The sequence below is a fragment of the Paenibacillus sp. FSL R5-0887 genome (assembly GCF_038002305.1).
In the GTDB taxonomy this organism is placed as follows: domain Bacteria; phylum Bacillota; class Bacilli; order Paenibacillales; family Paenibacillaceae; genus Paenibacillus_AQ; species Paenibacillus_AQ odorifer.
Map to the genome: position 1 here is coordinate 1,201,255 of NZ_JBBOCE010000001.1, position 26,600 is coordinate 1,227,854.

At 42.3% G+C, this 26,600-nt stretch carries 17 protein-coding genes and 1 pseudogene; 11 read left to right on the forward strand and 7 right to left on the reverse strand.

The window, feature by feature from the left end:
- Positions 1-2 precede the first annotated feature (2 nt).
- The 5 genes from MKY14_RS05585 (at position 3) to MKY14_RS05605 (ending at position 7,414) form a co-directional block, all read left to right on the forward strand.
- A complete protein-coding gene (locus tag MKY14_RS05585; protein WP_076278438.1) occupies positions 3-548 on the forward strand; it encodes a CueP family metal-binding protein in 546 nt (181 codons plus the stop codon).
- Between the two features lie 413 nt (positions 549-961).
- Complete coding sequence (locus tag MKY14_RS05590; RefSeq protein WP_076125721.1) at positions 962-1,474, forward strand: DinB family protein; 513 nt, start codon at positions 962-964, stop codon at positions 1,472-1,474.
- 278 nt (positions 1,475-1,752) lie between these two features.
- Positions 1,753-2,661: an NAD(P)/FAD-dependent oxidoreductase gene (locus MKY14_RS05595; RefSeq protein WP_340975959.1), complete on the forward strand. Its 909-nt coding sequence runs from the start codon at positions 1,753-1,755 to the stop codon at positions 2,659-2,661.
- Positions 2,662-2,962: 301 nt separating this feature from the next.
- Entirely contained in the window at positions 2,963-4,444 is a 1,482-nt protein-coding gene (locus MKY14_RS05600) for an Lsa family ABC-F type ribosomal protection protein (RefSeq protein WP_076222543.1), read from the forward strand.
- A gap of 180 nt (positions 4,445-4,624) precedes the next feature.
- Complete coding sequence (locus tag MKY14_RS05605) at positions 4,625-7,414, forward strand: glycoside hydrolase family 3 C-terminal domain-containing protein (protein ID WP_340975960.1); 2,790 nt, start codon at positions 4,625-4,627, stop codon at positions 7,412-7,414.
- A gap of 229 nt (positions 7,415-7,643) precedes the next feature.
- Here MKY14_RS05605 and MKY14_RS05610 read toward each other — a convergent pair whose 3' ends face one another.
- The 5 genes from MKY14_RS05610 to MKY14_RS05630 form a co-directional block, all read right to left on the reverse strand.
- Positions 7,644-10,232 carry an ABC transporter permease gene (locus MKY14_RS05610; RefSeq protein WP_339191029.1) on the reverse strand — a complete coding sequence of 863 codons (2,589 nt, stop codon included), beginning with the start codon at positions 10,230-10,232 and terminating at the stop codon, positions 7,644-7,646.
- Positions 10,229-10,915, reverse strand: coding sequence for an ABC transporter ATP-binding protein (locus MKY14_RS05615; protein WP_076125710.1), 687 nt, complete (start codon positions 10,913-10,915; stop codon positions 10,229-10,231). The genes MKY14_RS05610 and MKY14_RS05615 overlap by 4 nt, the downstream gene beginning before the upstream one ends.
- Positions 10,916-10,997: 82 nt before the next feature.
- Positions 10,998-11,987, reverse strand: coding sequence for a sensor histidine kinase (locus tag MKY14_RS05620; protein WP_076280659.1), 990 nt, complete (start codon positions 11,985-11,987; stop codon positions 10,998-11,000).
- Entirely contained in the window at positions 11,974-12,660 is a 687-nt protein-coding gene (locus tag MKY14_RS05625; protein WP_340975962.1) for a response regulator transcription factor, read from the reverse strand. Before MKY14_RS05625 ends, MKY14_RS05620 begins: the two co-directional genes overlap by 14 nt.
- A 493-nt stretch (positions 12,661-13,153) precedes the next feature.
- Positions 13,154-16,633: a sugar-binding domain-containing protein gene (locus tag MKY14_RS05630; protein WP_340034529.1), complete on the reverse strand. Its 3,480-nt coding sequence runs from the start codon at positions 16,631-16,633 to the stop codon at positions 13,154-13,156.
- Positions 16,634-17,109: 476 nt separating this feature from the next.
- Between MKY14_RS05630 and spoVB the strand changes: the two genes are divergently transcribed.
- Positions 17,110-18,666 carry a stage V sporulation protein B gene (gene spoVB / locus MKY14_RS05635; RefSeq protein ID WP_340975965.1) on the forward strand — a complete coding sequence of 519 codons (1,557 nt, stop codon included), beginning with the start codon at positions 17,110-17,112 and terminating at the stop codon, positions 18,664-18,666.
- A gap of 1,249 nt (positions 18,667-19,915) precedes the next feature.
- On the opposite strand, the gene shc is transcribed toward spoVB, so the two are convergent.
- Together shc and MKY14_RS05645 are read right to left on the reverse strand one after the other, a co-directional pair.
- The gene (gene shc / locus MKY14_RS05640) at positions 19,916-21,808 is read right to left on the reverse strand and encodes a squalene--hopene cyclase (RefSeq protein WP_340975966.1); all 1,893 of its coding nucleotides are present in this window, start codon (positions 21,806-21,808) and stop codon (positions 19,916-19,918) included.
- Between the two features lie 135 nt (positions 21,809-21,943).
- Positions 21,944-22,390, reverse strand: coding sequence for an OsmC family protein (locus MKY14_RS05645; protein WP_076125698.1), 447 nt, complete (start codon positions 22,388-22,390; stop codon positions 21,944-21,946).
- A gap of 191 nt (positions 22,391-22,581) precedes the next feature.
- Between MKY14_RS05645 and MKY14_RS05650 the strand changes: the two are divergent.
- The 5 genes and pseudogenes from MKY14_RS05650 to MKY14_RS05670 all read left to right on the forward strand — a co-directional run.
- Positions 22,582-22,749 (forward strand): annotated as a pseudogene (locus MKY14_RS05650) (formylglycine-generating enzyme family protein); the annotation flags it as partial.
- Between the two features lie 115 nt (positions 22,750-22,864).
- Positions 22,865-23,194 (forward strand): hypothetical protein, encoded by a 330-nt coding sequence (locus MKY14_RS05655; RefSeq protein WP_340975967.1) that lies wholly within the window; start codon positions 22,865-22,867, stop codon positions 23,192-23,194.
- 225 nt (positions 23,195-23,419) lie between these two features.
- Complete coding sequence (locus MKY14_RS05660; protein WP_076278447.1) at positions 23,420-24,775, forward strand: ABC transporter substrate-binding protein; 1,356 nt, start codon at positions 23,420-23,422, stop codon at positions 24,773-24,775.
- Positions 24,776-24,832: 57 nt separating this feature from the next.
- Positions 24,833-25,732: a carbohydrate ABC transporter permease gene (locus MKY14_RS05665; RefSeq protein WP_339248690.1), complete on the forward strand. Its 900-nt coding sequence runs from the start codon at positions 24,833-24,835 to the stop codon at positions 25,730-25,732.
- Positions 25,732-26,571, forward strand: coding sequence for a carbohydrate ABC transporter permease (locus MKY14_RS05670; RefSeq protein ID WP_339248692.1), 840 nt, complete (start codon positions 25,732-25,734; stop codon positions 26,569-26,571). The genes MKY14_RS05665 and MKY14_RS05670 overlap by 1 nt, the downstream gene beginning before the upstream one ends.
- The last annotated feature ends 29 nt before the right edge of the window (positions 26,572-26,600 follow it).

Consider the following 26,600-nt stretch of genomic DNA (forward strand, 5'->3'; position numbering starts at 1 on the left):
AAATGAAAAGAAATATCTTGGTGGTATCGGGAGCGGCGGTTGTTGCATTAGGTGCGTATTTGTTATTGGGAGGTATCGATAAGGATACGCCTTCAGCACAAGATACAACCGACATTAAGCAATTAGTGCAAGAATATAGTTCAAGCAGTCTGGAAAACCTGTCCGCGTCTATCACTTCTGAGCAACTTATTGTAACCGATAGTAACAATAAAGAGAAAACTTACGACTTGCCTAAAGATGAGTTTTTTGTTTCTATAGCTCCATATGTGGAGAATACGCATCCTTGCGCAACACATAGCTTGACTGGCTGCCAAGGGGAATTAACGGATGATGAGTTTAAAGTATATATCGAAGACAGCGAAGGCAATGTGATTGTGGATCAAGAAATGAAATCGCTATCTAACGGATTTATTGATCTTTGGTTGCCCCGGGACAAACAATATAACGTAACCATTGAGCAGGACGGAAAAACAGCAAAATCTGAGCTTTCCACTTTTAAGAGTGATAATACATGTGTTACAACTATGCAATTGGCAGAAAGTATCTAAAAAGTTGCAGAGAGAAGACTTGAAAAGCGAATGCTCAGCAGGATGTTTCTTAAGCGATGTCGAAGTCGTTATTGATAATCCAATTAGATCTTCCTTCTGATGTATTCTGTATTGGACTTTCGCCAAATGTCCATCGTATCGGACTCCATTGCAGCTATTTTAGATTTTCGCTGCATTTTTCAAGCTTATCGGACTGCATAGCTCTTATTGGCTTGTAATGGCACAGAATTGGAGTGTATTTAGGGAAATAACTGCATCTGGGTCCGATAACCTGGTGAAATGCTATAAATCTACGAAATAAGTGCACCTCGGTCCGATCTAGCGGAGAGTTAGAAAGTGTTTGGGAAAAGAAATCAAAAGTATCACACGAATGATCAAAAGAAATTGCTTTACAGAAGAGAGGAGAGAGATGAATGGTTAAAGAGCTGATCATTGGGGATGTTTTGCAAGAGCTGGCTGGTACACGTCGGATACTGGAGAAGCTGCCTCAAGAGAATATGACATGGAAACCACACTCTAAGTCAATGAGCCTGGGTGGGCTGGCCACACACCTCGTTAACCTTCTGAGCTGGCAATCTGCAATTCTACTTTACTCGGAGTTTGATTTGGCATCTGTGGCATATCGACGAGAAGCACTGGAGAGTCCCGACGCGGTTCTACAAGAGTTCGACCTGAAAGCTCGTGAGATTGAGGAATTAATTACTGCAAGCAATGTGGAGATGCTCGGCGCGGAGTGGACCTTGCGGAACGGGGAGCAGATCATCCGTCGTCAGACACGGGCAGCTGCGCTTCGTACCATCGGATTGAATCATATGGTTCACCACCGGGCGCAGCTTGGAGTTTATCTGCGGCTGCTTGACGTGCCGGTACCTGGTCTTTACGGACCCTCGGCTGATGATTTAGAATTAGCAAACGGTGAAGGTTGATAAGTGAGGAAGCCCTGCACTGCCAAGTAAGTTCAACATATAGCTCTTACCTGATATATTGGAGTATTAAGTTACCTCCAAACATAAGGTAATGGGCTTATTTACTTTTTTCTAGTATTACACTAAATAAAACTCACGGAGGATCGGAAAGTTTGGGTTGACACTTTAGCTAATTTGGAGATATTATAGATTCATTAAGTCTATGATGTGGCAAATATTTTTTGGTTTAATAATAGACAAAAAGAGTCTTTAATATCTGCATATAGGAGATGATTCATATGATTTACGATTGCATTATTGTTGGTGGTGGACCCGCAGGCTTGAACGCAGCCCTTGTTCTTGGTAGGGCAAGAAGAAAAGTAGCTTTAATTGATAATAATCAGCCAAGGAATGCTGTTACCCATACATCACATGGTTTTATTACAAGAGACGGGGTTACACCAGCCGAGTTTCGTCGCATTGCGTATGAAGAGGTACTACGTTATCCGTCTGTTAAGCATATCCAGACTGAGATTATTTTGATTAACAAAATTGATTCTGGATTTGCGGTACATGATTCGTTTGGTCGTCACATTGAAGCTCGCAGATTGATTTTGGCGACTGGGTTAAAAGAGGTCCTTCCTGAGATAGAGGGCCTACGACCATTATACGGAAAAAGTCTGTTTAATTGCCCGTATTGTGACGGCTGGGAATTACGAGATCAACCCCTTGTCGTTGTTTGCGAAAATCCACATGTTTTTCATATGGCAAAAATGCTGCTCAATTGGAGTAAAGATTTGGTTATCTGCACGAACGGCAAGACATTCCTTTCAGATGAACAGAAAAAAAGTCTTGAGGCTAAGGGAGTTGTAGTCAATGAACAAACAGTTTCCTCTTTTATGGGTCATGACGGGCAACTTCAGGCGGTTCGCTTTGCAGATGGTACTGAGATCTTAAGAACGGGAGGGTTTATTTCTCCGAATTTGATCCAAACGTCATCAATCGTAGACCATTTGACTGTAAAGCGGAATGATTCTGGTGGGTTTAGCACGGATGGTGCGGGGAGAACCTCGATTCTAGGATTATATTCGGCTGGAGATGTTTCTTATTTTATGCCTTCTCAGTTAGTGTATGCCGCGGCTGACGGGAGTCGGACAGCTATGAGTGTAAATATGGATCTTATAGAAGAAGAATTTGAACTTTTTTAACGAATTATGGGTAGGAAGTTGAAAATAATAAGTATGCATGATAACATAATTACAAATTAATGATCGGAGTTGAAAAGTATAGTGTAGTAATTATTCTTGCGTCCCATGATGAATAAAACAACAACAATGGTTTATTTCGTTTGTTTTATTCTTTGTATGCAAGAAAGTTACTACTTCTTTTCACTCGAAAATATATCCATATCTAACTCCATTTGGGGCTGGATTTGCTGTATTTATTTGAGTCACAAGAAAGTAACTTTCTTGTGGCTTTTATTTTGTTAAAATACAGGAGGATTATTTTATGTCATTAATAAATGTCACAAATCTAACCTTTGCCTATGAAGGCAGCTACGATAACATATTTGAGAACGTAAACTTTCAAATCGATACCGATTGGAAATTAGGTTTCACAGGGAGAAATGGTCGAGGAAAGACTACATTTCTTAGCTTATTGCTTGGAAAGCATGAATACAGCGGTAATATTTCTGCTCATGTCAGCTTTGAATATTTCCCCTTTCAGGTGAATAACAAGGAGCTTAACACCATAGATGTGATCAGCGAGATTTTTCCGGATTATATTCATTGGAAGTTAATGCGTGAGCTTTCTTTGCTAAAGGTTTCTGAGGATGTGTTATATCGTCCCTTTGATTCATTGTCTAACGGAGAGCAAACGAAAGTGCTGTTAGCCACATTATTCATTAAGGAAAATAGCTTCCTGTTGATTGATGAACCTACAAATCATTTGGATATGACGGCAAGAAAACTTGTCAGTGATTACCTCAATACGAAAAGTGGATATATTCTGGTCTCTCACGACAGATCCTTTCTTGATAATTGTGTGGACCACATCTTGTCAATCAACAAAACCAATATAGAGATTCAAAAGGGCAATTTTTCTAGCTGGTGGGAGAATAAAGTCAGACAAGATAACTTTGAGATAGCGGAAGACGAAAAACTTAGAAGAGATATCAAACGCTTGTCAGCCTCATCTAAACGAACAGGTAACTGGTCACATGAGGTGGAAAAAACTAAAAATGGAACTAGAAATTCTGGATCTAAGTTAGATAAAGGTTATGTTGGACACAAGGCCGCTAAAATGATGAAACGCTCTAAAGCCATCGAGCAGAGACAGCAATCTGCCATCAACGAAAAGTCTAAGCTTCTTAAAAACATCGAAAATTCTGAGAACTTAGAGATTACGCAGCTTGCTTATCATAAACGTCATCTTGCGGAGCTGGATAATGTTTCGGTTTTTTACGGAGAGAAAAGGGTATGTTCAGAAGTAAGCTTTACCATTGAGCAGGGGGAGAGAATTGCACTCTCGGGTAAAAATGGTTCCGGAAAATCAAGTATCATCAAATTGATCTGCGGTGAGGATATAGATTATACCGGCACCTTCACTAAGGATAGCCAGCTTATCATTTCCTACGTATCACAAGACACTTCAGATCTACGGGGCGATTTAACAGATTATGCTAGAGAGAATGGGATAGATGAAAGTCTTTTTAAATCTATTCTGCGAAAGCTTGATTTCTCCAGAATTCAATTTGATAAGGATATATCCACTTACAGTGGCGGCCAAAAGAAAAAAGTCCTGATCGCCAAAAGTCTTAGTGAAAAAGCTCATTTGTATATTTGGGATGAACCGCTTAATTTTATTGATGTTATTTCACGTATGCAAATTGAGGAGCTATTGCTTGAATATACACCAACACTCGTTTTTGTGGAGCATGATCGCGAATTTTGCCATAATGTTGCCACGAAGATCATTGAACTTAGCTGATATTTTTAGCACCGATTGAAAATTTCCAACTCTAACAGACCAATATTATTATATTAATAAAGATAATTATTATATATATTACAGTTATCCAATGTACTATAATGGTATAGTTAAACTTTATGATATGTAATTGATGCCTAAAGAAACAACCTATAGAATTGAACAACAGGAGGAAACAAGTTGAGTACACAGAGTGTGGGAATTCCATTAGAAGGTTTTGCAGAATTTAGCCGAACGGTAGCAGCAGAAGGTGCGGTACTGTTGAAGAATGATCATCAGGTGCTTCCGCTTGCTGAAAGTGATAATGTTGCTGTTTTTGGCAGAACTCAAGTGAATTATTATCGCAGTGGTACTGGTTCGGGCGGTAGTGTTCATGTTACTTATACGACCAACCTGCTGGGCGGTCTTCGCAGTAAAAAGAACCTTACGGTCAACGAAGATTTGGCAGCAGTATATGAGAAGTGGATTGAGCAAAATCCATTTGATAATGGTGGCGGCGTTTGGGCTGCAGAGCCATGGAACCAGAAGGAAATGCTTTTATCCGACGAATTGGTAGCTGAGGCTAGAAGTAAATCGAACAAAGCAATCATTGTAATCGGACGTACAGCAGGAGAAGATCAGGATAATGTCGATGGTTCAGGAAGCTACCAACTAACAGCTGATGAAAAAGCGATGCTGAAGCAGGTAACTACATATTTTGAGCAAACGATTGTTGTACTGAACGTCTCTAATATTATTGATATGAGCTGGCTGAACGATGAAAGCTATAAAAATCCGATTTCGTCTGTCATCTACTCTTGGCAGGGGGGAATGGAAGGTGGTAATGCAATTGCGGACGTGCTGGCTGGAGAAGTAACTCCAAGCGGAAAATTAACAGACACGATCGCATATTCCATCAACGATTACCCGTCAACACACAACTACGGTAATGAATTTACAAACCTTTATCAGGAAGATATCTATGTTGGTTATCGTTATTTCGAGACATTTTGCCCAGAAAAGGTTCAATATGAATTTGGTTATGGAATATCGTATACCACGTTTAAGCTCGAGCCAGAAGAAGCTAAACTTATTTACAAAGCTGGCGAACTTAATGTTGAAGTCGGCGTAACCGTAACTAATACAGGAACTACCTTTGCTGGAAAAGAGGTTGTTCAGGTCTATTATGAAGCTCCACAAGGAAAATTGGGACAGCCTGCTAAAGCTTTGGCAGCCTTCGCAAAAACAGAAGTCCTTCAGCCAGGCGAAGCTCAACGTCTTACCGTGAGTTTCCCTGTTCATTCAATGGCTTCCTATGATGATGCTGGTGTGTCAGGGCATGCTTCCGCTTATGTGCTAGAAGAAGGCACGTACCGCATATTTGTGGGAACGAGTGTTAAAAAAGTGGAGGAAGTCAAGGTTGAAGGGAATAGCGGCTATGTCGTGGAAACTCTTCAAGTTGTGGAACAGTTACAAGAAGCTCTTGCACCCACGCAAAGCTTTACAAGAATGCAACCTGGTGTTCAAAAAGCAGACGGTTCATATGAACTTGTTTATGCAGAGGTTCCAACACGCAAGATTTCGTTAGCAGAACGGATCGAGAGCAATCTACCAACAACGATCTCCCAGACAGGCAATCAAGGGCATAAATTAAGAGATGTATTTGAACAAAAAGTTAGTATGGAAGCTTTTATTGCCCAGCTTAGTGACGATGATTTGGCTGCCATTGTACGGGGTGAAGGTATGAGCAGCCCATTGGTTACACCGGGTACAGCTTCTGCATTTGGAGGAGTAAGTGATAGTCTATATAACTTAGGAATCCCTGTTGCATGTACGGCAGATGGTCCTTCAGGAATTCGTATGGATAGTGGAGCAAAAGCGACTCAGGTTGCGATCGGAACGCTTCTTGCAGCTACTTGGAATGCCGAATTAGTCGAAGAGCTGTATGTGTTAGAAGGACAAGAGTTGGTACGAAACAACATAGACACCTTGCTTGGACCAGGTCTAAATATTCGTCGCAGCCCGCTTAATGGCCGCAACTTTGAGTATTTTTCTGAAGATCCTTTGATCTCTGGGGTGTTTGCGGCTGCATGTACACGTGGGATTATGAAAGGTGGCTCTAATGCCACGCTGAAGCATTTTGCCTGCAATAATCAGGAGAAACATCGCAGTAAAGTGGACGCTGTTGTGTCGGAACGTGCGCTTCGCGAGATTTATTTGAAAGGTTTTGAAATTGCAGTGAAGCAGGGTGGAGCGAATTCAATTATGACCTCCTATAACCCTGTTAATGGACATTGGGCCGCTTCAAATTACGATTTGAACACTACAATTCTCCGCGGAGAATGGGGCTTCAAAGGTATTGTCATGACAGACTGGTGGGCTATCATGAATGATGTCGTTAATGGTGGAGCTGCAGACCGGAAATTTACAAATTGGATGGTCCGTGCACAAAATGACCTGTACATGGTTGTAGCTAACTATGGCGCCGAAATTAATGGATGGAATGACAACACCATTGAATCCTTGGAAAATGGATCTTTGACTAGAGGAGAGCTGCAACGTTCTGCAATGAATATTTGTGAGTTCATCATACATGCTCCAGTATTCTCGAGAAAACAGCAAATTGTTGAAACAGTTGAGTCCTTTAAGGCTAATCCTTCACTTACTGCAGAACAAGTACAATCCTTATCTCAAAATCCACAGGTTAAGCCAGCAGTTGAAGGATCGACTTTCTTTGAAGTTGGCCAAGCTGGACAATATCGGATCCTCGTGCATATCATGTCAACAGAACCTGAGCTGGCTCAAAGTGCATGCAATGTTAATTTGAATGATCAATTGATGACAACCATTCAAACCAACGGGACAGAAGGTCAATGGATTAGACAAAAGCTTGTGAAAGTAGAACTCGAAGCAGGTCTTTATGAAATGAAACTGGAATTCATTAAACCAGGTTTACAGATCGACTGGATCGAATTTAATAAAGTTGACTAAGTAGCTCTAAATATAAGTTAAAGGAAAAACCCTGCGCTAATGCAAATCCTCCAATAAGGATGTTTACGATAAACATAATTGTTTAGGCACACAGCCGAACGATTACTGTTGAATTGTAAATAATCTATATTGGAGGATTTACTTTTTGGTGAAGTTTAAATTTGAATACATAGAAAGCCGTATGTCCACAATTTTGCAGTAAAACCTGATCTTAATATCGGTATTAAAATCAAGCCAAATCATCCCGAAGCGCGTCAATGATATTTTCTTTTTTTATCTTGCTAATGGCATACAACATTGTAATAAACACGATAAAGATTACGCCAAACACGCTAATTGCCATACTGCCCCACGGGAATACAAAATTAAAGTTATCTATCCTTTCTACGGCCACTAACCCTTCATAAATCAGCCACGAGATGATTCCCGCTATTGGAATTCCGAACAGCAACGTCCTCATCCCATAAAAGAAACACTCAAAACTCATCATCTTATTGAAATCGCGGTCGGACATCCCCAACGAGCGGAGCATGGCAAGTTCCCGCCTGCGCAGTCTGATATTTGTGGAAATAGTATTGAATACATTTGCAACCGCAATCAGGGAAATCATAATAACAAAAACATAGGTGAACACATCAATAACAAATATTAAACTGCGGTATTGTTCAACTATTGTATGGACATTGTAAAGGGTATAAGCAGACATCATTCCCGTGTCCTGAATGATCGCTTCCATTTCAGCCACCGATTGCGAGGGATTATTTGAAAGAAAGGCCAGGCCCATTTCCGCATGGGTATCCGGGCTTTTAAAGTTCTCTTTAAGTGAATAGGGAGCTACCACCATAAAAACGTATGGCCGCTGCTCTAAAGATTGCCTTGGAGGCGGATCCACCGGGTACGTATCGACAAACGTAATGTTTATGCTTTGCCCCTGTTCCATCATTTGCTTGTCATTTGTTTGGGGGGCGACACTAAATGTCATGGAATGATTTGCAAACATATTAAACACTTCGCTTGGCCTTTCATTATTATCAATCCGCTTTTTGGCAACGGCAATCATCTTCGCGTCCTGCCCGGTATATTCATCTGCAGACAAACCCAATTCTTTGATAAAACTCAGATATTTGCTGTCCTCAATAAACTGGATGTCCATGGGTAGTTGAACCGTTTCGTCCGGCGTAGTATACCCCGCGTATTCCCGGTAACGGTCTGAAAAATCGCTTGCCTTAATTACGGATGTATACACATAAACGGTTTGGTACGAGCTTTCATAAACCCCGTCAGAGGTTTTAAGTTTGTTGTAAAGCGGGATCATTTCGCTGTCGTCCGTCACCTGAGTGGTAAAAAGAATGTCATAGTCCATGTCCATTATCAACTGTTCTGAAAGTCGTTTTAGAGTTGTTCCAAAAGCACTTCCCGATACAAACAGCACGACGCTTAAAGTGAGCGATAACACAATGCTGCGATAACGTTTTTTGTTTCTTTTAAAGTTTTTTAACGCAAGTGTACCCTCCAAACCGTAAATACGCTGTGCAAATTTTGATGTTTTTACCGCTTTCGATTCGGTTTTGACCTCGTTGGTCTGACGAATATTCTCCATCACGGGAGTATTTGCAGCTTTTCTGGCCGGGATATAGGCTGAAATCAAAATGGTAACTAAACTGACTGCTGTAGCTGCGACAATTGCGGGGACAGACAACGATAGGTTTAAAGGCACGGTGCTGTGGAAAGTTTTCCCGAAATTCTCGGCAACCATAGGAATTACAAGTCCGATACTGCCTATGCCGACCATAATGCCAATAGGTATGCCGACTGCACCAATGCAAAGTCCCTCAAATAGCACAGAATTTCGCAGTTGCCTTGCCGTTGCACCCACCGATGCGAGAATCCCGAACTGGCGTGTGCGTTCGTTCAGCGAGATGTTGAACGAGTTATAAATCAGAAAAATCGAGCCTATCATTATTATGGCAACCAAAATGCCGCCAACTGAGTACAGAAGCGTGTTGAACAGTTTATTGTCCGAAGCGCCCATGAAGCGCAGTACATCATCGTTAAAGACATAAGCTCCTGCTCCGACTGTACTGCTTGCGTAAGCCGTTACACCGTGCGGATTTTTCAGTGTGACAAATATACTGAAGTTGTCCGCTTGGTCTTTAGGATCTGCTTTCGTTATCAAGGTGTATCCTGGTGCGGAATGTTCCTCAAAACTGGGTCTTTCGCAGATACCTACAACCTTGTAGGTTCTCTCTGATTTTGGAACAAGGGTTTCTTTGTCCTCTCCCGATTCACCCCCGGTCTGATAAGGGTCGTGTTGGCCGAGATTCTTGTTTCCATTCAATCGGCTTCCAACAGAAAGTGAAAGTGTGTCGCCCAACTTAAATCTAACACCGCCCTTTGCAGTAACGTGAGACGGGACGAGAATCTCCTTGCTATTTTCAGGAAGCCTGCCGGAAATCAGGCTTGTGGGTAAGGTATCAAAGGCTTCCTCACTGAATCCGGTGATGAAAAGATAGGGCTTTTCAGGGCTTTTCCCGCCTTCAAGCGTTGCATAACCGATATTTTCAAATGCTGCGCTGTTTGCAACTTTACTGTCATGGGTTCTCTCTTGCACGAAAGAGGAATCAACATCCAAAAACTCAACGTGCCAACCGCCGTATTTCGCAATAGAACCGTTTACCAGATAATTTAACAGGGAAGTGCCAAAGGTAGCGACAGCCGTAATCATGGCGGCGGACAGAACAACTCCGATCACCGTGACAATCGTTCGGGAACGGCTTTTTTTCATACTTTGCAGTGTGACTTTGTTAAAAATATTCATGGCCGAACCACCTGTTCATCCCGCGTTACTTTGCCGTCTGTTATACCGATAATACGGTCTGCTTGCAGGGCAATATTTTCGTCATGGGTGACGAGGATCAGGGTCTGCCCATATTTTTTATTGCTTTCTTTGAGCAGCTTGATGATTTCATGTCCATTTCGGCTATCTAAGCTGCCCGTGGGTTCGTCGGCAAGCATGACCGCCGGGGCATTCATCAAAGCGCGTCCTATGGAAACACGCTGTTGCTGACCACCTGAAAGCTGATTGGGTAAATGCGTTTTTCGATCTTGCAACCCAAGCATTTCGAGCAGGTCATTTAGCCTTTCCTCGTTGACCTTGCGCTTGTCCATAAGGATAGGCAAAGTGATATTTTCCACTACATTCAGAGTGGGAATGAGGTTGTGAAATTGGTAAATCAGTCCAACTTGCCGTCTGCGGAAGATGGCGAGTTTTTCATTGCTTTGGCTATATACATCTTGCCCGTTCAAATATACCTTTCCGCTTGTCGGTACGTCTACGCCCCCGACGCTGTGAAGCAATGTAGATTTGCCCGAGCCGGACGAACCGATGATTGCGGTGAATCCTCCCTTTTCAATTGTAAGTGAAACATGGTCAAGCGCAGTAACTTGATTATTTCCCTTACCGTAGACTTTGCATAAATTTTCAATTTTTAAAAACTCCATTATGTGAGTCTCCTTTCTGATGGGTTACCCATATAATAGAACCTTCAACTTACATCTCTGTGACTTTCAGGTGAGAGATCTGTCACTTTGAGAAACGAATGGTAAAGATTGCGCCGCCTTGCGGGTGGTTTTTTGCGGTAATCGTTCCTCCTTGCCGCGTTATAATCATCTTGCAGAGAGCCAATCCAATCCCGTATCCTGTAGCGTTTGGGTTTTTCCCGCGATAAAACCTGTCAAACAAGCAGTGCAAATCTTCTTTCTGAAAACCCGCACCGCTGTCGTGGATGGCAATCTCGGTAAATAACCGGTTATCCGTACAATCAATCTCAATCCTCCCGTGCTCGCCTGCACTTTCTATACAATTTTTGAGGATGTTTTGAATTGCTTGCGAAATCCAACCTGGATCGCCTTGAATAAGTACTACTTTCGGCACGTCTATTTGCAAATCAATATAGCGCAGTTCTATTGGGATTAGGAACGGGCGAAGGGCGGAGCGTATCAAGCTATCTACATCTATCTGCTCGTTTTGGAATACCACAATGCCCGCGTCCAAGCGAGATAATTTTAGTAGAGAAGTAATCAGCCAATCCATCCGCACAAGCAATTCTTCTGTTTCTCGTATAAATGCTTTCCGTTCGTTTTCATTAGGGCTATTCTCTAACAAAGACAGAATGAGGTTGGCTGATGTGAGTGGGGTTCGGAGTTGGTGGGCTATGTCGGCCAGCGAATCGGCAAGATGTTCTTTTTCTTTTTTCAGCGCATCGTTTTGCTCCCGAATGCGCAGTAGCATTTTTGTTATCTCGCTGTGCAGAATAGAAAGCTCGCCCTCGTCCGACTCTTCAATGTACAGAAGGTCAGCATTATGAAGCACAAGGTCGATTTGATGTGAAATCCGTGCAATGCTTATGTATCGGGCTTTGGTAAACACGAAAAACGCTATGCCAAAAGCGGCGGTAGAGGTAGTGGTAAGGATTCCCGCCGCCATATTGATTGCAAATCCCAGCGTCACAGCGGAGGTGGCAATTAAGGAGAACAAAATGACAAAATGTCGAAACTCTCTATTCCGAAGCATACTCGTTCCCCAATCTATATCCCGTCCCACGAACAGTCAGAATAATTTGCGGACTTGCTGGATCGTTCTCTATCTTCTCCCGCAAACGTTTGATGTACACGGTCAGTGTATTGTCATTGACAAACTCGCCTGCAGCGTCCCACAATTCGTCAAGCAGCCTGCCTCTCGTGATAATACTTTTCGAATTGCTAATAAACATCAGCAACAAGCGGTATTCTAATGCTGAAAGAAAGACTTCGCTACCGTTTTTCTCCACAATGCCACTTGCCATATCGACATGAAGCCCGTGAATTTTAAAATCAGATAGGGAACGCCCACTTTTTCGCAAGGCGGCTCCAATTCGTGCAATCAATTCACGCGGACGAAAAGGCTTAGTGATATAGTCGTCCGCGCCCATGTTCAGCCCGGTAACAACACTTGACTCATCGCCAGAAGCCGTCAGAAAGATTATGGGAATATCTTGCGTTTTTTTGATTTCCGTGCAAACCGCAAAGCCATTTCCATCAGGCAAAGAAATATCAATCAACGCCAAGTCAAATTTATTTCCGGCAAGCGCGGTAAGGGCTTCACTCCGCGTAGGGACATGAGAGACTGTAAATCCCTCTGAGCGGAGCAGAAGCACAAGGTTTTTAGCGATTGTCTTATCGTCCTCAACCAAAAATATCTGGTTCATTTATTTGCACCGTCCTTTACTTTACTGCAACTATATCGTCCGTTAGCCGGGTTTTTAGCGTCAATTGGAACAAGGCAAGTATTTCCCATTTTTTCGCTGATTCCTTTGTCGTTATATAATCTATGCATAACACCTCCTTAGATCTATTATATTTCTTTTGACAGAAACATACAGTCCGAGGTATAAACAAAAAATAAAGGGTGTGTAAACTTATATTAAAGGCAGAGATATGAACGCTAAAATGTAATAGGGTTAAATAGTATGAAGCTAAATGTAACAGGAAGAAATCTCTCGAAAGAAAAGAGTCTGCAAATTAAGGATGAATTTCAAAAGCAATGTCTGATAAAAGGTTTAAAACAAGAAAAAAGCCGTAGGACTTGATAATCCTACGGCAAATCTCAAAAGCCGAAAACATCCTTATTGAACCGTGACAAATGCGCAGGGGATTTGTTCTGTAATAAAGCTATCCATCTAGTTTAAAGTTGAAAATACCTTACTCTGCTTGGAACTGGAACCACTTAAAATCAAACTGGCTCCCCGGTAGAAATATAAAGGTGACGGTTTGCGGACCGGTTATGCGCTCCAATACAAATTCTCTTTCGCAATAATCACTTGACTGTGTAAACTCCACAAGCTGTCTCTTTTCACCCTCTGGTCCGCTAAATAGAATATGCAGAGTATTTTTATCGATAGGCGAATGCCCGCATAAGGTTAGTTTAGTGCTTCCAGTATGACCGAAGTCCATATCTTTAAAGATGAGAGAGACGTTGTTACCAATATTTTTGATTTGTCCATCTGCCAGCGTAAAGGAATCCCCATAAATCTGATTGTATTCCAGAACGTTAAGTTGTTCGTACGCTTTTAAAGGCTTGTTAAACTGAAAGCCCTTGAGATGAATCTTTTTATGAAGAACAAAACAAAGGGTGGTGACACCTTTTATTCGCTCAGGTAATGGGTAGGTCTCCTCTTGATATACATTCCATATGGATGGTTTTTGATAGGTTACCTGTGTCAGCAGAGCTGCGTTTGGAGCATCCGGTGTACCTTTCCATATATCAATCGTATATTTATCGTTATCTAGCGCGAAGATAGGAAGGGTAAGTTCAGTAGCTCCATAATCACCGAAATCGATGTTGTCAAAACAGATCCAGCTTTCTCCTTCTCTTGCAGTAGCCACTCCGCGTTCATTCCCATTTGTTAAGTTCCGGCTCGTATTGCTATGATAACCAGCGGAAACAAACTCATAAGGATTCAAAAAGGCAGCTCCCATATCTCGAATATGGAATTCCATAAGCGAATACAGGCGCACTTGATCTGCACCGTTTTTCGTTGCACACCGTACATAGACGTCTCCGTCTCCCAAAGCCGAAATTACTGCTTCATGCCCATTTGCCTCAAGAACGGCTATATTAGCGTCAATACCGGCAGCATTCGTAACTCGCCATTCAATTTCCTGATAGGTTGCGTTCTCTGGATGAATTTGCACACGAACCGGAAGTGAACGGGTGTCCTTCGTTAGTTGATTTCCTTGCGGGCATATGATTTCCAGCTTGCGAACGGGAATTTCATCTGATAAATAGTTTTGGGATAACTCGCTCACATCCGATAGTGATTGTGATGAGTGTTGATAAAGTACAAGCTCTTCGTCCTTAGAATGATCTAGCTCTCGTGCTTCAGAAGTCAGTGTAAGCTCAGCAGACTGTAAGCCATGGGAAGATGCACGTACAACGATTGTACCTGACTCCAATGAAGAGGCAATGACCGCAAGCAATTTGCCGCTGAACATCCGGCGACTTGTTCCTTTATATGAATCGTAGTCAGTGCTGTCACCATTATCCAAACCAACAAGACGCCCCGGTCCTTCTACAGTGATTTGAATACGATTATTGGCGTTCTCCACGGGACGTCCTTCTTGATCGAGGGTCGAGATCTCCACAAATACCAAGTCCGATCCGTCAGCAGTCATCTGAGTTTTATCAGGATTCATGACCACAGTGGCCGAATCTCCGAAAGAAGTTACCGTATCATCAGCGATCTGTACTCCGTGTTCATCATAAGCGACTGCTCGGAGAGTACCTTTGCTATAGGGGAGCTGCCATTCCCCAAGCAGCTTTTTACCATGTTTATGGTCAATGTTAACCGTGCCCATGGATTGATCATTAAAGAACAATTCGATTTGTGGTGCGTTGGAGCATACTCGCACATCAATAAGCTGCCCTTCAGAAAAATCCCAGTACGGAAAAATATGAATCATCGGGGCGACCTTGTAATCCGTCCATTCTGCTTGATAAATATAATAGGAATCCTTTTTGAATCCTGCGGTATCCAGTTGACCGAAATACGAGTTTTTAGTGAAGTACGGAGTCGGCTCCCCAATATAGTCAAATCCAGTCCAAATAAATTGTCCAGGTGAGTAGGTCGCATCACGATCTGCGATGATGCAAGCTTCTGTGTTTTTGGCACCCCAGCTAGTAGAACTGTTCCCTAAGGCTGAGCATTGTTCATCATCGTCAGACAATACAGACTGAGCATAAGGGAAGTGGTAGATGCCTCTGCTCTGTACAGTAGACGAAGTTTCACTACCATAAATAATCCAGTCGGGATGTTCCTCATGATGCTGGTCATAGTATTTTTCGGCATAGTTATACCCTGCGAACTTCACTAGATCTGCGCATTTCTGTGCATTCTCCCATGGCATATAGTTGGAACCGATAGTAACCACTGCATTTCCTTTAGGGTCATGAACCTGCACCAGATCACGTAATTCTATGGTTAACTCTTGGCCGCGTTCATCGGCATGGGTGTCGTATATTTCATTTCCGATACTCCACATGAGCATGGAGGGGCGATTTCTATCCCGGCGTACCCAGCTGGCAATATCTTGTTTCCACCAATCTGGATAAAATCTGGCGTAGTCAAAAGGAGTTTTACTGCGTTCCCACATATCGAATGCTTCGGAAACTATGAGCACGCCCATCTCATCCGCTAGTTCCATCAGTTCAACGGCTGGCATATTGTGGGCCGTACGAATAGCGTTTACGCCCATCTCCTGCAGGAGGATAATCTGTCTTTTTAGAGCTGCCTTATTCACCGCAGCCCCCAAACATCCCAAATCATGATGTTGGCATACGCCATGAATCTTCACCTTTCGGCCATTCAAAAAGAAACCTTGTTGGCTGTCAAACTCCATCGTACGGAATCCGAAGGTTTGGATTTCTTCTTCTATTACCTGATCATTCTCCAGCAGTTCAGTTTTTAGGGAATAGCAGTAAGGCTGGTTAATATCCCAGAGCATTGGATTATTGACGGATAAGAGGGCAGAGCTGGATACAGCAGACCCGACTTGTACTGGACTTTCATTTTCTACATGAGAGATACAGATACCTGAAGCGTCCAGTATACTGTGACGAATTATGTAGTGTTTTTCGCTTTGCAATAGATCATTGCACAAGACTTCGGTATCTACCTCAACATTCCAGGAATCCTCTTTTTTGTGAGTAGAGATATAAATACCATCAGGCACAATATGTGTCCCCGGATACGTCTTCAGCCATACACTGCGATAGATGCCCGCACCAGAATACCAGCGTGAATTAGGAGACTCATGAACCACTTGAACATAGATTTCGTTGATACCTTCAATAATGTATGGCGTGATATCTATTTCAAAAGTGGAGTATCCATTTTTCCAGACGCCTGCGATATGGCCGTTCACATAGAGAGTGGAGTCCATGTATACGCCTTCAAAACGAAGCGAGACAAGACTATTTGGCACTTTCTCATCTATAACTATGCTTTTACGGTACCAGCCTTCTCCGCTTTGATATAGATTATGTGTATCAAAAATTAGCCAGTCATGGGGTAAGGTTACGTCGATCCACTCCGAATCAGCTGCTATCACCGATTCTAAAGTGGACTTAAGCGGCTGTTTGCTGAATAACCAGTCATTATTTAATCTTGTTTTCTGACTCATGAATGAAGTTCTCCTTTATCTTTGGAAAATTTAGAAGTGGTTATTAATGATGTGAATGATTTCCGTAAAGCCTTTTGTATTCTTTTTTATCATATCAAAGATTTTGCTAAAAGACATTCACGAAGAAGAGTGAAAAAACTGTTATAACAAAGCTATTGAAATCGCATTCAAAATGATAACATGCTATTGGTAAATTATCTATTTATTTCTTAATATATCTTTTATTGCGGAGGATGAAATTTATACAAAAACAGTACTAATGAATGATGCAAAGAAGTATCTCTGATCTATGAAAAAGATTTTCGCTACAGAAGCTAATGAAAGTGAAGTGAGGGAAATTGCCTGGTACACCGGCTAAGATGTGTTGGGCTTATCGCTGATTTAATACTTTACAAATACTTGTCTGCATGTACTTGTGTTTGTTCGAATAAGTTAGAAAGAAGGACAGGACAAACCATAGGTGGAGATGCGTATAAATGGGGATGCGTAAACAAAGTTTTATTCGTGGCACGTTCATATTAACCATGTCGTCATTTTTCACAAAAGGGCTTGGTTTTTTGAACGGAGTCTTGCTGGCACGTTTTTTGGGAGCAGAGGGAGTAGGGCTGCTTATGATTGCTCATCCACTGCTTCCCTTATTTATTACGCTGACAGAGCTGGGGCTTCCTGTTGCGATTTCAAAGCTTGTATCGGAAGCTGAGGTTAAGCAGGATGAAGCGCGAGTAAAGCGGATTCTCACAGTATCCTTAAGCATTACGGGTACGTTGAGTATTATATTAACTTTAGTGGCTCTGTTTGGCTCCAAATGGATCGCATCGATTTTTTTGGCCGATCAGCGGGCGTATTATGCTATGGTTGCTATTACGCCGATCATTCCAATTATTGCGATGTCTGCTGTACTGAAAGGTTATTTTCGTGGAAAACAGAACATGAACCCACTTGCCTTTTCCGATATTATTGAGAATCTGGCGCAAATCATTGTCATTATCGGTGTGGTCAACGTTTTGTTGCCCTACGGTATTGCCTATGCGGCTGCTGGTGCAATGGCTGCCTCCGTTGTTGGGGAAGGTTTTGGTTTGCTCTATTTATTCGCTGTTTTCAAATGGGCAAATCGAGGTAAGATCAAAACCTCTTCACCACCTACGTCAAGAATTTCACTTAAAGGAGACAGTACGTTGAGAGATTTGCTGCGCATCGGCTTACCGATGACAGGCAGCGGTTTTATTCATTCTCTCTATCATGCCTTTCTACCACTGCTGATTACGAAAAGTCTAGTACTGTTTGGTGTGGGTGTTGAGATGGCGACCAAGCAATTCGGACTTCTGGCGGGTTATGCTCTACCCATGTTGTTTCTCCCCAGCTTCTTCACACAATCGTTGTCGACTGCATTAATTCCGGCGATCAGCGAAGCAAGTGTGAGCAACAATAGCAAGCTTATGCATAGTCGGATGGATATGGCTATGCGATCCGCGCTTATAGTAGGTTTCCCATGTACAATCATCCTGTACTTATGGGCTGTACCCTTAACAACCATGATCTATCATTCGCCAGAAGCGGGCGAGCTGTTAAAGTTAATTGCACCCTTATTTTTTCTTTATTATTTCGGAGCGCCACTGCAAGCAATTTTGCTTGGTTTGGGGAAAGCATCAACGGTTATGTGGAATCATATTCTTACGAATGTCTTTGAAGTGATTGCGATCTTTGTTCTAGGTTCTAATATTGGAATCGAAGGGGTGGCCATGGGATTCGGACTGGGGCTCTTGCTGCTGACACTGTTGAATTTTTTATCTGTGGCAGGAACGATCGGATTTTATTTTGACTTTCGTATTGTATTCAAGGTGGGAGCGGGAGGAATTGTCATGGCGCTTAGCGGGTTGGCGGCTCACGGAATTCTGGAGCGATTGGACCTGGGGCAGATTATTCAACTGTTCGGAGCGTTGCTTGTTTCGTTAATCACCTATGCAGCAACATTGCAGGTAACCCATGCGTGGGAAAGGGCACCAAAACCACCAACAATTACACCTGTTTCTTGAAAGAGGAGGGGATATTCCGGTAGCATGCTCCAAAAAGTAAAATGAGTAATGCAACCCTCTGTGTACCCGTATGGGGGCGGATGAAGGTAATGGATGGGGAGCAGCGAGATGTTTAACTGTATTTTGTGCAGCTATAATCGTTCAAAACAGTTACACATTGAAAATAGCTGTATTTCTTACATCTATTCTCACGAGTTAAAGCCTATTAGGTGATTTCTCTTGATTTTAATTGTATAGAATGCAGTTAAAGTCGGAGTTATTCCCTAGCAATATGGATTAAGTGTATAAAATACAGTTATCTCATTAGATTGCGTTAAAATCTTGCGCTACAAATATATGGAGTGGGGATATCAGAAGTTACAGTCATAATTTGCTCAGGCAAAACGCCAGTGATCCAAAATATCAGGCAGCGATCCTTGATTATCGGAGATTGCGCCTGATTGACTATGTGTTAACTACGCTCAATTGACTCCATGCAAAAATGGAATCTATCTCATAAGTAATCTAAGTGATTTCTATAGGGCTGCTCCAAATAGCAAATTGGATTGATTAGGTAACATTTTTCGCACACGTATTTTCTATCGGACACAGCTGACCTTAAGAGCAGATTTAGCTTACATTTGGAATTTTATCGGACCCCATCGCAGTTATTACCATGAAAAAAACCAAAAATGGCTCTCTTTTTGAGGAATAGTTGCACTGGAGTCCGTAACCTAACTAAAAATCCTAAAAACAAGCAAATAGCGTCTTCTGAGTCCGAAAAGCTCTAAACTTGATCAAGACTGGGTGATTTAGAGGTAGGTACAACGGACAAAAGCATTCAACCCCCGGTTCATAACACCAGAGCAATGATTCTTCAATAACGGATGGTCGCTGCTCTGGTGTTTTTAACTAATAGAAAAAGCAGACGGTCTTTATGGAAAGAAAACATGTAGTATAGTTTGAACAGATGAATACGTACTGGAGTAAGTTATTGGAGAGGGTAGGGTAGCTGATATACCAATCTCTATGGCATTTAATGAATGATTTGGTTGCATTACTGGGTCGCACCCGTTTACGGACCGACTGAAATGGAGATGTAGACTATTAAGTAAGAACTGATAAGGAGAGTTTGTCAAAAAGGACGGCATAAGGTGCGATTCAAGCTTTTAGGAGACAATTAAAAAGTGGAGCAGGACAACGCTAGTTATTACCGAGTATTACTGAGTATTACTGAGTATTACAGAGTATTACAGAGTATTAGCGAGTATTATCCTTGACCGTATTTTTTTCTGTAATGACTCAGTGTGAGTAGTGGCCAGATATACTGATAACTATGATAATTGGAATAGAAATTACCGGGGAGACCAGCGCCAGTGGGATAAGAAGTTTTCCAATCCTCTTCATGAATAGACGTGATTAGTCTTTGAAGTCCTTTTTCCACCGCAGCTGTTGGCTCTGGCTGAACGGCGATAATCGCATCAAGTGCCCAGGCGGTTTGTGAAGGTGTGCTTTCTCCTAAAGGAACATATTGTAGTAGCCGGTCGCTGTGACAAGACTCTCCCCAACCGCCGTCCGAGTTCTGAATGCTTAGAAGCCACTTCACTCCTTTTTGCAACGTATCATGATTTATAGGCAGCCCAACAGCCTGCAGGCCTGTTAATGATGCCCAAGTGCCATAAATATAACAAACACCCCATCTTCCATACCACGAACCATCCTTCTCCTGATGTTGAATCAGCCATTTTGTACCCCTTTTAATGAACTCGTGTTGTGTATTTAAACCAGCGAAGTTTCCGAGAAACTCCAAAGTTCGTCCGGTAAGATCTGCTTCCGAAGGATCAATGGCTGCAGATTTAGCACCATCGATAGCGAGCCATGTGAGCATTTCTTTATTGGTGTTTTTTTCGAATGCCGGCCAGCCGCCGTCGTTATTTTGCATCGATAGGACCCAATTCAGTCCGCGATTCCATGATTCCAGATATGAAGGGTGAATGGTTGATAAGCTTCGGATGGCTCGCAAGGCTGCCGTTGTATCATCTACGTCCGGATTGATTGTATTAGACTCAGAGAATCCCCATCCACCGGGAACTATATCCGGATTATGGATGCTCCAATCAGCAGGTTTATGATGCTGTTTATCCAGAAGATAAGTTGCAGCGTGTTTTATTCCTTTGTGATCAACCGGAATTTGAGCCTCTTGTAAAGCATAGGAGATTAACGCTGTATCCCATATTGTAGATGGAGAGTTTTGAATTGTAGTATTACGATTTGATTGGCATTGCAGTGCGGTGAGACCTTGAATGGCCTGTGTAATTATTGGATGCTGCCGAACATAATTGAGAGCAAGCAGGGCAAAAACCATAAGAATCGTACTGCTGGCATAGCTGTAAAAGGTACCGTCGGATTCGATTCGCTGGAGCATATATTGCTCCGCTTTGTTTTTGGCAGCTTCATGTATGTAGTGTGGACTCCCGAGTAATCTGCTCAAACCCATTTGAATAACATCCTGCATCTCCTGATATCCACGGGTAGGCGATTCATCTCTATCCAATCGTGTCTCCATAAGATCTGACAGATCAGGAGCATGGGTTGTAGTGATCGAAAATCGCCGATCGGCCATAATGAGCATAGGAGTGAGGTGTACCCTAGAGTAGCCAGAGAATTCGAAATAGTTAATTGGGAAGTAAGACGGAAACAAAAGCACCTCCAGTGGAATCGAAGAAATTGCTAAAGGCCACTTGCTTTGACCCGTTGCGGCGAGAATGACTCTAGTTAAGATACTTGTGACCTTGCCTAAACCACCTTTAGACAGTATATAACGCTTAGCCCGAAGTATTGGCTCGTCTGTTATCTTACTGTATCCAGAATAGAGCAGGGCATAATAAGCTTCGACTGATGTGGATAAGTTCCCAGCTTCTTCGTCCTTATATAACTGCCAGCAACCCTCTCGCTGTTGTGCATCAAGAATGCGATCATGTAGCTGCCGAATGAGCGTTTCATTCTGTAGGTTCAACACCCTAAAGAGAATGATCATATAAGCATCGATCACAATCCCGTTCTCAAAACAAAAATGCCATGAGCCGTCATCCTTCTGCTGTTGTAGCAAGAACGTTGACAAACGTTCGATTTCTTCATCTACTTTACTTAGTATATCCGTCATGTTTTGGGTTCCTCCGAAGGGCATCATTTTTAACATTATATGAAGTCGGAGAACAGGACATGAAAAAGAGCTGCTTAGTCGCTTTTACGCAACTTTGCAGCCCTTTTTACATTCCCTCTTAGAATTATTAAACGGTTAATTTTCAATCACAATACGATTTAGCTTGAGATTAACCGGAGCTGCAATGGTGTCACCTACAGGGCATTTGCTCTCCAGAAATTGTACGAACTGTTCGACCTTCTCAGCAGGGGATGGAGTCTTTATGTAGAATGTATACCGAATATCGGAATAGCCAGGACGTACTTCAGAGCGGTTGAAGAATCCGTCGAGATCCAAGTCACCTTCCACATCTACTCTGAAATCTTCAAGCTCCACCTCAAATTTAGAGGCGTAGACCCGAGCTACAATGGATTGGCAGGCACCCAAAGAAGCGAGCAAAGCTTCAACAGGATTCATTCCTGTATCCGTGCCCCCTAGACTTGTCGGTTCATCGATGACCAGCTCGAATTGTCTTGCATTAGTAACGACCTTTACGCCGTCTTGCAAATGAGCAGTTGCTTTGAAAGTTTGAACATTTGGCATGTGTTTACACTCCTTCTTGTGGACAAACTAAGGATGATTTAATGTTTCTTATTTTTTTGTAATTCATAGTATGTTTCTAGGAATTGTATAGATTATAGTTCTATTCTGTATACCCGTCAATACATGATTAAAATTATAGTTAGGAGGCAGCTAGAGTGTCGACCGAAATTGAGGGCTATTTGGACTATCCTATGGTTGCAATTCCAGGGGGAGAAATAGAATTAAGAGACGATCGGATAAAGCGTAGTTGGAAAGCACAATTCAAACCGTTTCTTCTTGCACCCTATCCTGTAACTATGGATCTATCCAATGCTATAATTAATAACTCATCTCAGGGAGATCTAAAGCCGTTTGTGAATATAAAGGTGAAGATGGTATACACATTACTTGGATAAGGAGTCAGACGGCTTCCATCTTACCCGGTCTTATTAATGGGCTATGGTTTTGTAAGTGGAATTAGAGGAGGGAATAATTATGCGCGAAGGGCACATAGATAAGCACGGTTATAACGAGCATCGAGAATACGGAGAGCATGAAGAAATGAATATAAATGGAGTCAAGGAGGGTTCGGAGCATCCTCACAAAAGCGCTCAGACCTTTCGTCGTGCTAGGGCTATCGCATTTTTGGACAAGCTAATGATTAATCGTTCGGCGTTGCAGCAGCAGCTAAACGAGTCAAAGATTGAATCGGCAAAACAAGTCATTAGTGGTGAACTAAGAGCTACGGAAGCGATCATCGATGAGTTCATACATATGTTTCAGATTCATGAGATAACTTCTGATAATAGAGAAGAGAGAAGATAGAACCTAAGCCACTCAGCTATATAGAGGTGTTCATTCCCTAAGTTTTGATATGAATGAAAAAAAGACTTCTGAAGAAATCAGAGGTCTTCTTTATGTGTAGCTAATAAAGAAAAATGTCTAATGTAAAGAGAATACATCATTAAGTAAAACGCTTTCATGTTCACTCGATAAATTGATTTATATAATTAGTCCTGTAAGCAATATAAAAATGGGGGGCGAAAAAGAATGAAAAAAGTCAACAAAAAAAGGATTAGCCTAACTCTAACAGTGTTGATGGCTATGTCCATACTTATCACTGCTTGTGGTGGGAACAACGGGAATAACGTGAATTCTGAGGCTAATGCAAACGCAGGCAAAACGGGAAAAACCCCTGCGGCGGAAGAGAAGCTCAAGATTACTATGTGGTCCCAATTCGCGGATCCAAATTCTAAAGACGGCGGGTTTGTTGGTTTTTATAAAGCACTTGAGGCAACCCAGGCTAAATTCCCTAATGTAGAAATCGAGCATGTAGGTGTTGGAGGCGAATCTTATAAAACGAAAGTGAAAGCGGCTTCAGCAGCCAATGAGCTGCCCGACATTTTTTACACCTGGGGTGGTGGATTCTCTGAGCCATTTATAGCGGGGAACCGGATTCTGTCCATTGATGATCTCGCAAAAGATGGAACGCTGGACCAAATCGTACCAGGTACGACAGACAATTTCATCTTCGATAGCAAGCTTTACGGTCTGCCGATCAATATAGCTACTGCTCAAATGTACGTCAATAAAGAACTATTTGAGCAAGCAGGAGCAAAAATTCCGGAAACATGGGATGAGCTTGTTGCTGCGATTGAAGCACTAAAAGCAAAAGGCATTCAGCCGATTGCACTTGGGGCTAAAGACAGATGGCCAGCAATGCAATGGAACGCGATTCTAGCCATCCGGATGGCAGGCGTGGATGCTGTAAATGCCGCTTTAACGAAAACAGGATCATTCGACACAGCTGAATTCACAGAAGCTGCTGCGAAATACAAACAATTGATTGATGCGGACTCCTTCGGCAAACATTTTGTTGGAACTTCTTATGATGACGCGACAAATATGTTCCTATCAGGCAAAGCAGCTATGATGTTCATGGGCGCTTGGGTCAACGGACAGATTGAAGATGATAACTCTCTGGTCAAAGGTAAAGTGGTACCGATTAAATTTCCAACCATTCCAGGGGGGAAAGGAAATGCTGACGAGTGGTTCGGAGGTTCGGGTGAAACATTCGTGCTCAATGCCGATCTGAAAAACAAGGAAAGAATATGGGAAGTATACAAGTTCTTTATTGAGACCATGTCTAAAGAAGTATTTCTGGCTGGTTCAGGCTCCTCAGCATGGAAAGTTGATGTAGGTGACACATCTCAAATGAATCCACTGGCTCTGCAAATTGGTGAATTGTCCTCATCAGCAACTGGTTTCTCCTACTGGTGGGATCAAATGCTGAATGGTAATGACACTGAATCTATGTTCGGTTCGCTGATGAAATTCGTCGCCGGAAAAACAACACCTGAAGACTACACGAAAGAACTACAGAGCAAGGTCAATCAAGGACAATAATCTGCGTCAGGCGGCGAGAATTGTTCGCCGCCTGATCGATTTAAGGTGGAGTGAAGCATGCATCAAGTATTCGGAAACAAAAAGGCTATCGCCGTATTTGTTGTTCCTGCTTTGATTTTATACATTCTTGTTGGTTTTTTCCCGATCCTTCAGTCTATGTATTACAGTCTGCTGGACTGGGATGGGATACAACCGGCTAAATTTATTGGTTTAGCTTCTTATAAGGATTTATTTTTTGCAGATACGTACGGCATGGATTTTGATCATTCGATACTTAATACGTTGTATCTGGCAGTTCTTTCTGTTTTCATGCAACTTCCGATAGCTCTGGTGCTCGCTCTGGTTCTTGCCAGAGGGGTGTGGGGTGAAAAGCTGTATCGTACTTTGTATTTCATTCCAGTCTTGGTATCCTCCTCTGTCATCGGGGTTATGTTTCTGAAAATCTATCAGCCTGAATATGGCTTGCTGAATACGATACTCAATCAACTAGGCTTGTCCTCCTGGACAAATGATTGGTTAACGGAAAGCGGAACTGCACTAATAAGTGTTATGATTCCAATCGTTTGGCAATATATCGGCTACCATATGCTTCTAATGTACGCTGCCATCAAAGGGATTCCTGAAGATTTGTACGAAGCTGCAAAAATTGACGGAGCATCAAGTATAAGAACCGCCTTCTCTATCACTATTCCACTTATTTCACCGATCCTGAAGGTATGTGTCATATTTGCTGTTTTGGGATCATTGAAGTTTTTCGATTTAGTCTTCATTATGACCAATGGCTACCCAACACCGGAAACTAGTGTTCCAAGTACATTGATGTATTCGTCGATTTTTAATCGCAATATGTATGGGTACGGCAGCGCGATGGCCGTGTTTATGGTTGTGGAATGTCTCTTTTTCTACTTAGTTCTACAAAAACTGATCAGAACCTACGATGATAAGGAGGAGAGCTAATGACAACAACACATAACCGCCGCTGGCCAAAGGTTGTTTTGCAGATTGCGTTTCTAATCTTCGCAGTTATTCAACTGTATCCGCTCGTGTGGCTTGTATTTTCCTCCTTTAAAACAAACATAGAAATTACAGGCTCAAATGTGATGGGCTTGCCTAATGAGTGGAGGTGGGCGAACTACGACTACGCACTATTTAAGGCGAATATCGCACGTAACTTTTTGAACAGCCTTATGTATACAACGGTAACTGTCATTATTTCTGCTCTGTTATCGGCAATGGTTTCTTTTGCTGTCGCAAGAATGAAGTGGAAGCTTAATAATGTGGTGCTTACTTTCTTCATGCTGGGATTGATGATCCCCGTTCATGCTACGCTGCTACCTGTCTTTCAGATGTTAAAAATGACAAGCTTGCTGAATACGCCTTGGGCCTTAATCATTCCTTATACCGTTAGTGCACTTCCTACTACAATCTTTATCATGATTGGTTTCTTTAGAGCGCTGCCAGGGGAGTTGGAAGAAGCCAGCGTTGTAGACGGCTGCAATATTTATCAGGTTTTTTTCCGTATTATGCTTCCGCTTGTAAAGCCGGCTATCGTAACCACTTCCATCTTTACTTTTTTATCCGCTTGGAACGAACTGATGTTTGCCAATACATTCATTAATGATCCTGACTTAGCAACAATTACCGTCGCCATCAATTCGTTTAAAAGTGCCTATGCCACAGAATTCGGACCTATGTTCGCAGGAATGGTTGTGGCTACACTACCCATGATCATTATCTACTTGTTCCTAAGTAACCAAGTCCAAAAAAGCATTATTGTCGGGGCAGTTAAGGGTTAAAGCAATGGGATAGGAATCCTTCGAAAAAT